The sequence below is a fragment of the Bacteroides sp. DH3716P genome, from assembly GCF_025914115.1.
In the GTDB taxonomy this organism is placed as follows: domain Bacteria; phylum Bacteroidota; class Bacteroidia; order Bacteroidales; family Bacteroidaceae; genus Bacteroides; species Bacteroides ovatus.
In genome coordinates this window covers 1,516,557-1,532,443 of sequence record NZ_CP083673.1, presented here as the reverse complement: position 1 = coordinate 1,532,443, position 15,887 = coordinate 1,516,557, and the positions used below count along the sequence as shown (strand labels likewise).

The 15,887-nt window shown below is 40.6% G+C and carries 11 protein-coding genes; 10 read left to right on the top strand and 1 reads right to left on the bottom strand.

What is annotated here, in order from left to right; genetic code table 11:
• Positions 1 to 194 precede the first annotated feature (194 nt).
• From KQP79_RS05355 to lgt, 10 genes are all read left to right on the top strand, one after another.
• Positions 195 to 2,069 (top strand): fimbrillin family protein, encoded by a 1,875-nt coding sequence (locus tag KQP79_RS05355; protein ID WP_008646849.1) that lies wholly within the window; start codon positions 195 to 197, stop codon positions 2,067 to 2,069.
• A gap of 22 nt (positions 2,070 to 2,091) precedes the next feature.
• Positions 2,092 to 2,964, top strand: a complete 873-nt coding sequence (locus KQP79_RS05350; protein ID WP_055235708.1) for a fimbrillin family protein — start codon at positions 2,092 to 2,094, stop codon at positions 2,962 to 2,964.
• Between the two features lie 107 nt (positions 2,965 to 3,071).
• A complete protein-coding gene (locus KQP79_RS05345) occupies positions 3,072 to 3,632 on the top strand; it encodes an RNA polymerase sigma-70 factor (protein ID WP_008646851.1) in 561 nt (186 codons plus the stop codon).
• Positions 3,633 to 3,672: 40 nt separating this feature from the next.
• Complete coding sequence (locus tag KQP79_RS05340) at positions 3,673 to 4,698, top strand: FecR family protein (RefSeq protein ID WP_008646853.1); 1,026 nt, start codon at positions 3,673 to 3,675, stop codon at positions 4,696 to 4,698.
• 6 nt (positions 4,699 to 4,704) lie between these two features.
• A complete protein-coding gene (locus tag KQP79_RS05335; RefSeq protein WP_032852431.1) occupies positions 4,705 to 6,711 on the top strand; it encodes a glycoside hydrolase family 97 protein in 2,007 nt (668 codons plus the stop codon).
• Between the two features lie 386 nt (positions 6,712 to 7,097).
• On the top strand, positions 7,098 to 8,507 hold the full coding sequence (locus KQP79_RS05330) for an alpha/beta hydrolase family protein (RefSeq protein ID WP_022199497.1): 1,410 nt from the start codon (positions 7,098 to 7,100) through the stop codon (positions 8,505 to 8,507).
• 301 nt (positions 8,508 to 8,808) lie between these two features.
• A complete protein-coding gene (gene araJ / locus KQP79_RS05325) occupies positions 8,809 to 9,951 on the top strand; it encodes an MFS transporter AraJ (protein WP_008646862.1) in 1,143 nt (380 codons plus the stop codon).
• Positions 9,952 to 10,017: 66 nt separating this feature from the next.
• Complete coding sequence (gene ychF / locus KQP79_RS05320; RefSeq protein ID WP_004298673.1) at positions 10,018 to 11,121, top strand: redox-regulated ATPase YchF; 1,104 nt, start codon at positions 10,018 to 10,020, stop codon at positions 11,119 to 11,121.
• A gap of 47 nt (positions 11,122 to 11,168) precedes the next feature.
• Positions 11,169 to 12,086 (top strand): ketopantoate reductase family protein, encoded by a 918-nt coding sequence (locus tag KQP79_RS05315; protein WP_061447934.1) that lies wholly within the window; start codon positions 11,169 to 11,171, stop codon positions 12,084 to 12,086.
• Between the two features lie 17 nt (positions 12,087 to 12,103).
• Positions 12,104 to 12,940: a prolipoprotein diacylglyceryl transferase gene (lgt, locus tag KQP79_RS05310; protein WP_061447933.1), complete on the top strand. Its 837-nt coding sequence runs from the start codon at positions 12,104 to 12,106 to the stop codon at positions 12,938 to 12,940.
• A 130-nt stretch (positions 12,941 to 13,070) separates the two neighbouring features.
• Here lgt and mutS read toward each other — a convergent pair whose 3' ends face one another.
• Positions 13,071 to 15,659, bottom strand: coding sequence for a DNA mismatch repair protein MutS (mutS, locus tag KQP79_RS05305; RefSeq protein ID WP_032846723.1), 2,589 nt, complete (start codon positions 15,657 to 15,659; stop codon positions 13,071 to 13,073).
• Between the last annotated feature and the right edge of the window lie 228 nt (positions 15,660 to 15,887).

Sequence of the window (15,887 nt, the reverse complement as noted above, 5' to 3'; positions counted from 1 at the left end):
TATTTTATACAGTTTGCCAATGTATTTATAAGGCGATTCCAAATTGTAATCACACACGTTGATAATCATATTTTTTTAAAATCTAAAAAACAATATAAGAATGATGTGGAATTTTCTTTTTAAATCGCCCTTTAAACAAGAATAGTTTATTTTATGCCTTAAGAGCCTTTGCATATTACTTAAAAAAACAATGTATGAAAAAAATTTGCTATTATTGTATAGGAATTCTTTCCTTGTTTTCCTGTCAGCAGGAAACAGAACTCGCAGAGACCTCTCCTTCAGGCGGGGAGCAGATACAATTTGTTTTGGCTGTAGACAATGACAAAAACACACGTGTGACTACTGACGACAGCTTTAAGACCTTTTTTAATGAAGGAGATGCGGTTGGTGTCTTTGCGGTATCGCATTTACCGGGTAATTCAACAGCGCTTCAATCTCAAGGTAATTACATAGACAATCGAAAATTAACACTTAAAGACGGAGAATGGATAATGGAAGGAACTCCTGTCTATTTTCCGAAGAATGGAGAAGTTCTCGATTTTTATGCTTATTATCCTTACTCCAAAAACATTAATCCTACAGCAATCAACTATGATGCTTCCAAATCCATGTATGACTTGATGCTGGCAAAAACAGTAGACTTGGCCTCATCTTCCGGAACAGTGCAATTATTATTTAAACATCAACTGACGTTGGTGGACGTCAAGCTGACTTCGGGCGGTGGGAAAAATATAGAGATGAAAAATGTAATACCCGCCTGTACGTTTAATCTCGCTCAAATTGGTACACCTGATAAAATGAAGCTTGCAGATGAAGAGACATCTATGGGAAATATAGATTTCGATGAAGAACGGAAAAAGAATTTCAGAGCTTACATACCTTCTCAGCCTCTACAGGAACTGTCTTTTATTATAAAAGCCGGAAATTCGGAACATGAATATTCTCCCGCTAATAAACAGTTTGAACCTGGTAAAGCTTACAGTTATCAGATTGCTTCAAAACTTGTAGATTTGCCTTCATTGCCCAACTGCTATATGGTGAAGCCTGGTGGAGAAATTACTTTTCCCGTATTGAAAGCGTACGAAGTCTGGCGGCAGGAATCCTACTGCGGGAATCCGGATTTGTCCGGGACTTTGAGCGTATCATTGTTGTGGATGGACACAGAAGACCTTATTCCTGAGCAAGGTGTAATTTTAAGTAAAGACGGACAACAGGCAGATAAAAGTACGATTACTGTGAGAACATCTGCCGGCAAGCAAGGAAATGCTGTCATTGCAGTAAAAATCGGTAATGATACCCGTTGGGTATGGCATATTTGGGTAACAGATTACAATCCGGATGAACACACTTATGCCTATGACAACAATGGAGACGGGGTGACAGATTACTACTTTATGGACCGCAATTTAGGCGCCTTGACTGATGATGCAAACAATCCTAATTCCGTCGGTTGCTTTTATCAGGGAGGTAGAAATACCCCATTTCCCACTAGTTCTGTCACATTTCCCGGAGAAGGAGCATCCGTCGCGGATATCCAGTTGTTCGGACACAACGGAAATAAGCCGAAGATTAAAGTAGAAGCTATTTGGGGAGACGACCAAGGACAGTCTATTCGTCGTGTATTGAAAGATCCTCTGCTATTTATCTCTGCTAAAGGCGAGCCCTATAGTTGGGTGACTACTAATCCAAATGCCTCTAACGACCTTGCCGCTGACTTTTGGCCTAACAGTAAGACAAAGGAAAAGACTATTTATGACCCGTCGCCTGCGGGCTGGATGCTTCCCATCTACAAAAACGGGAAATCGCCTTGGGAGAATCTGCCGACTACGTATACTGAATATCTAGCTTCGGCAGGAACTGCATTCGGTAACTATCCTTTGGCAGGAAGATTAAAATTCGATGGCACTTTCCAATGGGCAACAAAGTCGGCAATGATTTATTGCGGAGAGTCTTCCTCCAATCTAAAGACTTATATGGTAATGCTTGCAAAAGACCAAAACAAAATAGATAATAATTATTATAGTCGTGCCAACGCTATGCCGGTACGCTGTGTGAAAATTGCAAAATAAACCGAATTAATTATATGGAATTATGAAAATAAAACAATTGATAATATTGTCATTTTGCCTGTGCGGCTTGGCAGCTTGTGAAGACATCTATAAAGGCGGTGAAAACCATCAGCAAACAGAAGTTGCCGTTTTGTTCAAGCCATCTATCACTTCTTATGACAAAGATGAAGTCGAAAAGTGGAAAGAAGGTGAAACGGTAGGTGTTTATATGATACGGAATAAAGCCGATTTTTCATTAGAGAATTCGATCAACCAAATTTTCAATAAAAAAATGCAAGTTCAGGCGGATGGCATGTTAAAGGTCTCCGGAGAAGAGCCTGCTTTTTTGTATCCGACAGATGCGACAAAGGTGGATTTTATTCTCTATGCACCATGGAATCCAAGTCTGGAAGAGAATGTACTACAACTTGACGTCCGGAATCAAGCAAAATCAGATTTTTGCGATTATCTTTACAGCAATAATGCTAAAAACAAGTATCGTACAACCACACCGGTAAAAGTGGTATTCAAACATGTTTTTGCGAAAATGATCTTTCATATTAGAAACGGTGAAGGTATTAGTGCGGAAGACCTGAAAGTGTTGAGACTGACTTGTTCTGATTTGCCGGCAATAGGGAAATTTTCTTTGGGAACTGCCGAAATGACAGAAATGGAAGCGGGAGATATCCCTGTTTCTGTTTCATCAGAAGGTTCTTATGGAGAATGTGTCTTACTTCCAAGTACGGGAAACGGGCTTCTACTATTTGATGTTGCCGGAAATCAGTATAGAAAAAAAATAGGGAACATGACATTTGAAATGGGAAAACAATATACCTTTGACATTGTGGTTTCTCTGCCCGGCATTGAAGTTAATTTAAAAGAGATTGAAGATTGGGATGTAGAAACTTTTTTATGATTAAAGAATATTTCTGAAAAACATTTTCGGGGGATAATACTTGTTAATAAATTATCCCCCAATGACCATGGCAATAAGGACAGTATATATAATACCTTAAATAACAAATGAAAGAAAAACATGTCATAGATGATTTTGAATTAGTCAATCGGATGCGGAAAAACGATCAACATGCCTTTTCCACTCTTTTTATTAAGTACCATTCTGACCTGTTGTTATACTGTGGGACTTTTATTGCAGACAGAAACGAATGCGAAGATATTATTCAAAGCATATTTTTGGAACTTTGGGAGAAAAGAACAGAATTGAGTATTGATACTTCTTTGAGAAGTTTTTTACTGAGAGCTGTACGGCATGACTGCTATGATGCAATCAAGCATCGTAGAATAGTTGAAAGTCATATAGCTTATGTACTTGAATGTTCTACTGCAACCAATTGGGATGTAGATCATTATGTAAGCTATTCTGAGCTAGAGACACAAATAAATACATTGTTGGAACAATTTGATAAAAAGTCTGTCGATGTGTTTCGTATGAGTCGTTTCCAATCTATTAAATATGATGATATCGCAAGAGAAATGAACGTATCAAGAAGAACCGTTGAGGTACGCGTTGGAAATGTATTGAAATACCTTAGAGATAACCTGAAAGACTTATGGCCTTTGTGACTTATTTTATTAATTATCTAACAATATAATAGATTAAATAATGGATCAACAAGAATACATAGATGAACTGATTATAAAGTGTTTGTCAGGCGAAGCGGGAGTTGATGAATCTAAAGAGTTGTCTCGTTGGATGGATGCGGACAAGGAGCATTTGGCTTATTTCCTGAAGATGAAGAATATCTGGGATATCTCTCATCCTGCTTTTGATATTGAAAGCATTCAACCTCAGTACCGGCTGGAACAACTCTTAGAGAAAATAAAAGGAAGGCAAAGAAGAAATCGGCTTGAAATTTTCGTCAGAACTTGGCAACGGATAGCTGCTTTCATAGCTGTTCCATTGCTTCTTTCGACTTTCTATTTGGGATATCTTCAGAAGAAAGAATCGACAAATCACGTCTGGCAAGAACTGAATGCCTTATATGGCACACGAACTAAAGCAGTGTTACCTGATGGTAGTGTAGTTTGGATGAACGGTGGTAGTACATTGCGTTATCCGCTTCCTTTCGAAGGTAAAAAGCGCGATGTCGAGTTGAAAGGTGAGGGCTATTTTCAAATAGCTCCTGATAAAAAACGTCCATTCATTGTACATACGCCTCGTCTTGATATTGAAGCTTTGGGAACGGAATTTAATGTCTATAGTTATGATAGTGACAGTTTGACGCAAGTTACATTGGTCACAGGCAGTGTATGTGTTTCGTCCAAAGAACGTCGAATTCTTATGAATCCGAATGAACGTATCGTTTACAATCACCGCAACAAAGATTATCAATTATATTTGGGTAATCCTGAAAAATGGTGTTCATGGAAGCAGGGAGAATTAGTTTTCCGCAATGAACCGTTGCAGGATATTTTTAAACGGTTAAGTCAAATGTATAACATCAGTTTCCAATTGGATGAAATGAGTAAAAATCTGATCTGTCATGCAACTTTTAAAGATGAATCATTGGATAGGATTTTGCACTTATTGGAAAAAACTATGTCAATAGAGTGTCAATATCTTAAGAATGGAAGTAGCGATCATACTGAAAAACAATATGTTAAAATCAGCTGTAAAAAAAGAAATTAATAAATTATGAAGAAATATTATCTGTTGTGCGTCATGACATTTACTGCGATAAGTTCAATTTTCGCTCAGAAACAATACACTCTTACATCTCCTGACGAAAATCTGCAGACAAATGTGTATGTAGGAGAAAAAATTGAGTACCAAATTCAAAATAAAGGAAAAATTTTATTGGAAAATTCTCCGATAGCACTGACACTCGTTAATGGAAACACATGGGGAGAACAACCCAAAGTCATTAAAGCGAATCATTATGAGAAAAAAGGCAATATTGTTTCTCCTTTTTACCGTGCAGATTCAATAACCGAAAACTATAAGTCGCTTGTGCTTCGCTTTAAAGGAGATTTCAGTATCGAGTTTAGAGCCTACAACGATGGAATAGCGTATCGCTTCATTAATCACTCCAAACAACCTTTCTGCATCAAAAATGAGACGGTAGAGTACCATTTTCCTGATAATTATCAAGTCACAGTTCCTTATGTTAGGGAAAATGAAGGAAATATAGAAGCACAATTCTTTAATTCATTTGAAAATGTGTATGAAACCACATCGCTTACAGGCTATAACCCTAAACGTCTGAGTTTTCTGCCACTATTGGTCGATACGGGCACCGGAGTAAAAATGTGCATTACTGAGACCAATCTGGAGAATTATCCGGGACTCTATATGAATATTTCCCAAATACATCCACATACAATGGTGGGAGTCTTTGCCCGTTATCCAAAGTACGTAAAGCAAGGTGGTCATAATAATCTGCAATTACTCGTTACGGAACGTGAACAGTATATAGCAGAGGTGAATGGAGCGCGAACCTTTCCTTGGCGAATTATTGCTATAGCTCAAAAGGATACAGATTTAGCTGCATCAGACTTGAGTTTCTTATTGGCAGAGCCGTCCCGTATTTCAGATATCTCATGGATAAAACCGGGAAAGGTGGCTTGGGAGTGGTGGAATGCGCTTAATTTGGCTGATGTAGAATTTCGTGCTTGGAAAAATACGGATACGTACAAATACTATATTGATTTTGCCGCATCAAAAAATATAGAATATATAATATTAGATGAAGGATGGGCCGAAAACGGTAAAGCGAATTTAATGTGCGTTGTTCCTGAAATTGATTTGAAAGCTTTAATAGATTATGCAGCTACAAAGAAAGTTGGCATTATACTCTGGGCGGGTTATTATGCTTTTCATCGGGATATGGAACAAGTGTGCAAGTACTATTCCAAGTTGGGAGTAAAGGGCTTTAAAGTGGACTTTATGGACCGGGATGACCAAAAAATGACAGCCTTTAATTATCAGGCAGCTCAAGTAACTGCCAAATACAAACTATTACTTGATTTACATGGGACACATAAACCTGCGGGGCTAAACCGAACCTACCCTAATGTACTGAATTTTGAAGGTGTACATGGATTGGAGCAGATGAAATGGAACGATATCAGTAAGGACCAGATGAAATATGATGTTACCATTCCTTTCATTCGCCAGTTAGCCGGTCCCATGGACTACACGCAGGGAGCTATGCTGAATGCAACCAAAAAAGATTTTTACCCTTGCTATTTCAAACCTATGAGTCAAGGAACCAGATGCCACCAGTTGGCTCTTTATATGATTTTAGACTCACCGTTGAACATGCTTTGCGATTCTCCTACTCATTACAACAAAGAAATAGAATGTACAGAATTTATCGCTTCCATTCCTACAGTATGGAATGAAACAAGAATTATTGACGGAGAAGTAGGTGAATGGATTATAACTGCCCGGCGTAATAATTCCATATGGTATGTAGGAGGAATCACAAACTGGACATCGCGTGATGTAAAATTAGATCTCTCTTTTTTACCGCAAGGAAAATATAAAATAGAAATCTTCAAAGATGGAATCAATGCAGACCGCAATGCAACGGACTATAAGAAAGATTTTTTTGTAACAGAGGATATTACAAAAATACATAAGCTTCATTTAGCACCAGGAGGTGGATTTGCGATGAAGATAGAGGGCTACTTACCTTAATTTGATATAGATAACTCAAGCAATTATAATTCCACTTTTTAATGACAATAGTTCGTTAAGTTTTGAATTAACAATAAAATATTAAGTCAAGTCGAACCGATTCATTATATTAAGGGTTCCTACATCCTGAAAAAAATGAATCTGAACGAACTTGACCAATATAGTGAGATAATCATCGGCTTGCTGAATAAATCGGCGGTAAAGATAAACAATAGTTCGTTAAATTTTAAATTAACATTTAACGAACTATTGTATACAGGAACAGCCAAATAAGATATTACCGGATTCTGACAAGATTAGGTAATGTCTTATTTTATAATGAGGAAAATTGTTACCTTTGTATATATCTTATATTTACAATTAAGATTAAACCTAATTTTTCGCTTATGAAAATAGTTAAGGCTACCTACATCGTTATATTATTCATTACCGGACTATTAGCCGGAGTGTTCTTCTCATCCTCTGTTTCCGCCCAAGAAATTTCGGGAACCTGGCACGGAAAACTTTCCCTTCCCACCGGTTCATTGACTATTGTATTCCACATCAGTCAAACGGAACAAGGCGCTTATGTGACCACACTGGACAGTCCCGACCAAGGAGCCAACGGTATCAAGACACAGACCACTTCTTTCAATGATTCTACTTTAATTATCCAGATACCTGTGATTCATGCTTCGTACAAAGGAAAGCTGAACAGTGATAACACAATCAACGGAACATTTACACAAGGAATGCCCCTTCCGTTGAATCTGGTAAAGGGAGAAGCCAGCCGTCCCAAGCGTCCGCAGGAGCCTCAACCGCCTTTCCCTTACAGAAGTGAAGAAGTCACCGTGAGGAATGAACGCGATGGAATTAACCTTGCCGGAACATTGACTCTTCCCGAAAAAGGAACTAAGTTTCCGGCAGTGGTAATGGTGACGGGAAGCGGTGCGCAGAACCGGGATGAAGAAATCATGGGACACAAACCTTTCTTTGTCATCGCCGATTATCTGACCCGAAACGGAATTGCTGTACTTAGATGTGATGACAGGGGTACTGCCGCTTCACAAGGTACTCACGCAACAGCTACCAATGAGGATTTTGCCACAGATACGGAAGCAATGGTGAATTATCTGCGCAGCAGAAAAGAAATAAATGCAAAGAAAATCGGAATTATCGGACATAGCGCAGGAGGAATCATTGCATTCATCGTTGCTAAAAAGGACCTATCCATTGCATTTGTCGTTTCATTGGCAGGAGCCGGTGTAAGAGGCGACAGTCTGATGCTGAAGCAGGTAGAGCTAATCTCTAAATCCCAGGGAATGCCGGATGCCGTCTGGCAAGGGATGAAGCCTTCAATACGGAACAGATATGCCATACTGCAACAAACAGACAAAACTCCCGAAGAGTTGCAGAAAGAACTGTATGCAGACGTCACAAAAACAATGTCTCCCGAACAATTGAAAGACCTAAATACCATCCAGCAGATATCTGCACAAATCAGTTCGATGACTTCTCCATGGTATCTTCATTTTATGAGATATGACCCAGGCCAGGATTTGAAGAAACTAAAATGTCCGGTTCTGGCTCTGAACGGAGAAAAGGATATTCAAGTGGATGCCGCCATGAATCTTGCTGCCATTCAGGAAAGAATCACCGGAAATGGAAACAAAAATGTAACAGTCAAAGCCTATCCGAACTTAAATCATCTGTTTCAGACTTGCGAAAAAGGAACATTGGCTGAATACGGGCAGTTGGAAGAAACAATCAATCCGGAAGTCTTGAAAGATATCATTGAATGGATAAGGAAACAATAAGTCTATTAATGATATTACTTAGCAAGTACACATTTCTCAATATCACATTCTTTTCTTGCTAATTCTTGCAAATTCTTCAAATATTTGCAAGAATTGGAAAGAAAGTAAATGGCTACAATTTACATATACTACATAAATCTCCCGTCATCAGCTTACACCAACATTGTCTAATTTGATTTAAATCAAAATCCATCTCATCGAACTCACCCTGAAAGATTTTGTTTTACCTTTGCAGCCAAAACAAATAAGCGGCAAATAATAGTAAGGTAAAAAGGTAACAGGTATTAAGGTAAAGTTTTGTATGAAGAAGAGTCTTATTGCATTGGCGTTCGGCACACTGGGATTAGGTATTGCCGAATTTGTAATGATGGGAATTTTGCCCGATGTGGCAAAAGATTTAGGTATTAGTATTCCTACCGCAGGGCATTTCATTTCTGCTTATGCATTAGGCGTCTGTGTCGGTGCACCTGTATTGACACTGGCTCGCAAATATCCGCTAAAACATATTCTGTTAGTATTAGTTACCTTAATTATGATAGGTAATATCTGTGCGGCTATGGCTCCCAATTACTGGGTGTTGCTCGCTGCCCGTTTTATCTCCGGCTTGCCTCATGGTGCATACTTCGGAGTAGGCTCTATTGTTGCAGAGAAACTAGCCGACAAGGGTAAAGGTTCGGAAGCCGTCTCCATCATGATTGCAGGAATGACCATTGCCAACCTGTTTGGTGTACCTTTGGGCACTTCCCTAAGTACCATGCTTTCCTGGCGTGCCACTTTCCTGCTGGTCGGTATCTGGGGAATTGTTATCCTATATTACATCTGGCGATGGGTTCCGCATGTAGAAGGCTTAAAAGATACCGGCTTTAAAGGACAATTCCGCTTTCTTAGAACTCCGGCTCCGTGGCTGATTCTCGGTGCTACGGCACTAGGTAATGGCGGTGTATTCTGCTGGTATAGCTACATCAATCCGATGCTTACCAATGTGTCCGGCTTCTCCGCAGAAAGCATTACGCCTTTAATGATCCTTGCCGGCTTCGGTATGGTAGTGGGAAACCTGATTAGCGGACGTCTCTCCGACCGCTACACCCCCGGAAAAATAGGGACTGCCGCTCAAGCACTTATCTGTATTATGTTATTGCTCATTTTCTTCCTTTCTCCCTATAAATGGGCAGCAGCCCTGTTGATGTGCCTTTGTACGGCAGGACTGTTCGCTGTATCCAGTCCGGAGCAGATATTAATTATCCGCGTATCAAAAGGAGGAGAAATGCTGGGAGCAGCCTGCGTGCAGGTTGCATTCAATCTCGGAAATGCCATCGGTGCTTATGCAGGCGGACTGGCTGTTAGTGGTGGATACCGTTATCCGTCCCTGGCGGGTGTACCATTCGCCCTAATTGGATTTACTTTATTCCTGATTTTCTATAAGAAATATCAGGCAAAATATTAAAACTCTGCCAAAATGCCTATCTTTGCAGTCAGATTATCGATAACTAAATAAAAACGAAATAGATAAATGGCATTGCAATGTGGTATTGTAGGACTACCGAACGTGGGTAAGTCGACACTTTTCAACTGTTTGTCGAATGCGAAAGCACAGGCGGCAAATTTCCCTTTCTGTACAATTGAACCCAATGTAGGTGTAATCACTGTTCCTGACGAACGTCTGAACGCACTCGCTGAATTGGTGCACCCCCAACGAATTGTTCCTACAACTGTAGAAATCGTAGATATCGCCGGACTGGTGAAAGGCGCAAGCAAAGGTGAAGGACTGGGAAACAAGTTCCTTGCCAATATCCGTGAGACAGATGCAATTATCCACGTACTCCGTTGCTTCGATGACGACAATGTGACACACGTAGACGGAAGCGTAAATCCCGTCCGCGACAAAGAAATCATTGACTACGAACTTCAATTGAAAGACCTGGAAACCATCGAAAGCCGTATCCAGAAAGTACAGAAACAAGCACAGACGGGCGGAGACAAAGCTGCAAAGTTAGCTTACGATGTACTCGTTCAATATAAAGACGCATTGGAACAGGGAAAATCTGCACGTACAGTGACTTTTGAAACAAAAGACGAACAAAAGATTGCTCACGAACTGTTCTTATTGACCAGTAAACCGGTAATGTATGTCTGCAATGTTGATGAAGCAAGCGCAGTAAACGGAAATAAATACGTAGATATGGTACGCGAAGCCGTAAAAGACGAGAATGCTCAAATCCTGATTGTCGCAGCCAAAACAGAAGCGGACATCGCCGAACTGGAAACGTATGAAGACCGTCAAATGTTCCTTGCCGAAGTAGGCTTGGAAGAATCGGGCGTAGCACGTCTTATCAAATCTGCTTACAAACTCCTGAATCTCGAAACATATTTCACTGCCGGTGTACAAGAAGTACGTGCCTGGACATACGAAAAAGGATGGAAAGCTCCTCAATGTGCCGGAGTGATCCACACCGATTTTGAAAAAGGCTTTATCCGTGCCGAAGTTATCAAATACGATGATTATATCAAATACGGCTCGGAAGCAGCTGTGAAAGAAGCCGGAAAACTGGGTGTGGAAGGAAAAGAATATGTGGTGCAGGATGGCGACATCATGCATTTCCGTTTCAACGTGTGATTATCGGTAACTACCGACGACTTATTAATTACTAATTCGCTAACAATATGAAATATCTCATTGCAGGAACGGGAGGTGTAGGCGGCAGTATCGCAGGATTCTTGTCGCTGGCAGGCAAAGATGTAACTTGTATTGCCCGTGGAGCTCATTTGCAGTCGATTCAAACGAACGGTTTGAAACTGAAGTCGGATTTAAAGGGTGAACATACGCTCCGAATCCCGGCAACTACGGCTGAAGAATTTAGCGAGAAAGCAGATGTGATATTTGTATGTGTGAAAGGTTATTCGGTCGATTCCATCGTAGAACTGATAAAAAGAGCAGCACACAAAGACACGGTTGTCATCCCTATTCTGAATGTATATGGCACAGGGCCGCGCATACAGAAGCTAGTTCCGGATGTCACCGTTCTCGACGGCTGCATCTATATCGTAGGCTTCTTATCCGGCACCGGAGAAATCACCCAAATGGGAAAAATATTCCGTCTGGTATATGGTGCTCATCACGGCACGGTTGTGAAGCCCGGATTGCTGGAAGCCATCCAACAAGACTTGCAGGAAGCAGGCATAAAGGTAGACCTGTCACCAGACATCAACCGGGATACGTTTATCAAATGGTCGTTTATCTCTGCAATGGCCGTAACGGGTGCTTACTACGACGTTCCGATGGGAGAAGTACAGAAACCGGGAAAGATACGGAATACATTTATCGGACTTTCTACGGAAAGCGCTGCCTTAGGAAAGAAACTAGGCGTCGAATTTCCCGAAGACCCAGTCAGCTACAACCTGAAAGTGATTGACAAGCTCGACCCCGAAAGTACCGCTTCTATGCAAAAAGACCTGGCACGCGGACACGACTCGGAAATACAAGGATTGCTCTTCGACATGATTGCAGCAGCCGAAGAACAGGGAATAGATATACCGACCTACCGGATGGTTGCGGAGAAATTCAAAAAATCTAATCATTAACATTAATCCAATATAGAATGAATACCATGCTATTATCCATCAACTGGAACCCGAATCCCGAACTATTCAACCTGTTCGGCATTTCTATCCGTTATTACGGATTACTGTGGGCAGTAGGAATATTCTTTGCTTATGTGGTTGTTCACTACCAGTACCGGGATAAAAAGATAGAGGAAAAGAAGTTTGACCCGCTTTTCTTTTACTGTTTCTTTGGTATTCTGATTGGTGCCCGCCTGGGACACTGTCTGTTCTATGATCCGGGATACTACTTGTCTCATTTTTGGGAAATGATTCTTCCTATCAAATTCATGCCGGACGGAAACTGGAAATTTACCGGATATGAAGGACTTGCCAGCCACGGCGGTACATTAGGATTGATAATCGCCCTTTGGCTATATTGCCGCAAGACGAAGCTCCATTATATGGACGTGCTGGATATGATTGCCGTAGCTACTCCAATCACCGCCTGCTTCATCCGCCTTGCCAACCTGATGAACTCCGAAATCATCGGCAAACCGTCTGATGTACCTTGGGCATTCGTTTTCGAGCGTGTAGATATGCAACCCCGTCATCCGGGACAGCTCTACGAAGCCATTGCTTATCTTATCCTGTTCTTCATCATGCTTTACTTATATAAGAATTACAGCAAGAAACTGCATCGCGGCTTCTTCTTCGGCCTTTGTCTGACTTATATCTTCACCTTCCGCTTTTTCATCGAATTCCTAAAAGAAAATCAGGAAGATTTTGAAAACAGCATGATGTTCAATATGGGACAATGGTTAAGCGTTCCGTTTATCATAATAGGCGTCTATTTCATGTTCTTTTATGACAAGAAAAAAAAGAAAATAGCCTAAATCAAAAAAAGAGGGATTAGCGGTTCAAACATCGCTAATCCCTTTTTTTTATCAATAAAACAAATGCCATTTCCCTAATGTCAGGACAATAATCGAAAACATATCCTAAGACATTATATACATTTTCAGCTTATTTCCCCCTGACTATCTTCTTAATATCATTCAGTTTATTCAACGCTTCAATAGGAGTAAGATTATTCACATCAAGATTCAATATCTCATCGCGAATCTGACAGAGAATCGGATCGTCCAACTGGAAGAAGCTTAACTGCATACCTCCACGATTCTCGCTCACTTCTGCCAACGGTTTACCTGCTATGCCCTGTTGGCGATTATCAGATTCAAGCTGTTTCAATATCTCATTTGCACGTTTCACAATGCTTTTCGGCATACCGGCCATCTTTGCTACATGAATACCGAAAGAGTGTTCACTACCGCCACGTTCCAGTTTACGAAGAAAGATTACTTTGTTATCAACTTCTTTCACCGATACATTATAATTCTTGATACGCTTGAAAGATTTCTCCATCTCATTCAATTCATGATAATGCGTAGCAAATAATGTACGTGCTTTTGCTTTGGGATGTTCATGGATATACTCTACAATTGCCCAGGCAATGGAAATACCATCATAAGTAGAAGTACCACGACCCAATTCGTCAAATAATACCAGACTCCGGGAAGAAACATTATTCAGGATATCAGCCGCTTCATTCATCTCTACCATAAATGTAGATTCACCGACTGATATATTATCGCTCGCTCCTACACGGGTAAATATCTTATCAACTAAACCGATATGCGCACTTTCCGCAGGAACAAACGAGCCGATTTGAGCCAATAGCGTAATCAACGCCGTCTGACGCAAGAGTGCCGACTTACCGGCCATGTTCGGACCTGTAATAATAATAATCTGCTGTGTATCGCTGTCCAGCATTACATCATTGGCAATATACTTCTCACCTATCGGAAGTTGTTTTTCTATTACCGGGTGACGTCCCTGACGAATATCCAGTACGTCATTATCCTCAATAATCGGACGGATATAACGATTCTCACGGGCCACATTGGCAAATGACAACAAGCAGTCCAGACGTGCAATCTGATTCGCATTAATCTGTATCTGTGGAATAAACTCCATCAATGCCTGTACTAAGTCCGTATATAGCTGCGTTTCCAGAATCAGAATCTTATCTTCCGCTCCCAAAATCTTTTCTTCATATTCCTTTAGTTCCTGCGTGATATAACGTTCCGCATTAACCAGCGTCTGTTTACGAATCCACTCTTTAGGAACTTTATCTTTATGGACATTACGGACTTCGATATAATAACCGAATACGTTATTATAAGCCACTTTCAAACTCGGAATACCCGTCTCCTCGCTCTCCCGCTGCTGTATCTTTAGCAGATAATCTTTTCCTGAATAGGAGATTTGCCGCAATTCATCCAAGTCTGCGTTCACACCATCTTGAATCACTCCACCTTTATTTATCAGTAAAGGAGGATCATTTTTAATCTCTTTGGCAATCCGGTCACGAATAGAAATACAAAGATTCAGCTGTTCGCCAATACGATTCAAACTCGCATTATCAGCTTCCATACATGCCTGTTTTATCGGCTCAATAGCTTGTAAAGCTACCTTCAACTGAACGACTTCACGGGGCGACACACGTCCTACAGCCACTTTGGAAATAATACGTTCCAAATCTCCTATTAAATGCAACTGTTCTTCAATCAGTTCCTTAAAATCAGGTTGGCGGAAGAAATATTCCACTACATTCAAGCGTTCATTGATCGGTTTCTCATCCTTTAAGGGAAAAACCATCCAGCGTTTCAACAGACGAGCTCCCATTGGGCTGATCGTTCTGTCGATCACATTGAGCAGGCTACTTCCGCCATCATTCATATTACCAATCAACTCAAGGCTACGCACCGTAAACTTATCCAGACGGACGTATTTATCTTCTTCAATACGCGCCAATGAAGTGATGTGACCAATTTGCGTATGCTGCGTCATTGTCAAATACTGCAAAATAGCACCGGAAGCAATGATGCCATTCTTCAAATGCTCCACTCCGAAACCTTTCAGATTCTTCGTTTCAAAGTGTTTCAGCAGTTTCTCACGGGCAGTCGTTTCTGTAAATACCCAGTCGTCCAGCTCGAACGTGAAGAACTTATTACCGAAATTACCTTCAAACATCAGGCGTTTGCCACGTTCAAAAAGAATCTCTTTAGGGGCAAAGTTATTCAACAACTTGTCTATATAATCAAAAGGTCCTTCTGCAGTAAGAAATTCACCGGTAGAAATATCGAGAAAGGCAACTCCACAGGAAGCTTTTCCGAAATGAACGGCAGCCAGAAAGTTATTCTCTTTATAGTTCAGTACATTATCATTGATAGAAACACCGGGAGTAACCAATTCGGTAATGCCACGCTTCACCAACTTCTTCGTCATTTTCGGGTCTTCCAACTGGTCACAGATAGCGACACGTTTTCCGGCGCGAACCAGTTTCGGAAGATATGTATCAAGGGCATGATGAGGAAAACCTGCCATCTCGATAGTTTTTCCTTTCCCATTGGCACGTTTTGTCAGTGTGATTCCTAAAATTTCGGCTGCAACGATGGCATCCGTAGAATATGTTTCATAAAAGTCACCGCAACGAAACAGCATCACTGCATCCGGATGTTTTGCCTTCAAATCCAGAAACTGTTTCATCATCGGGGTGAGGACGATCTCTTCTTCGTTCACGGGTGTCTCCTTTTCTTTTTTGTTGAGTATATAATGAATTATCCTTGCAAAGATAGCGGTTTTTCGGCAGAGAATCAACGGTATGCTCCGATTCAATTTTCAAAATTAATGTTACATACCTTGAAAAAAGGAGAGTTTATTTCTTAATAAGTAGGAGAAAACTATTAAAACATGTTATAAAACATGTTATTTTTCTTG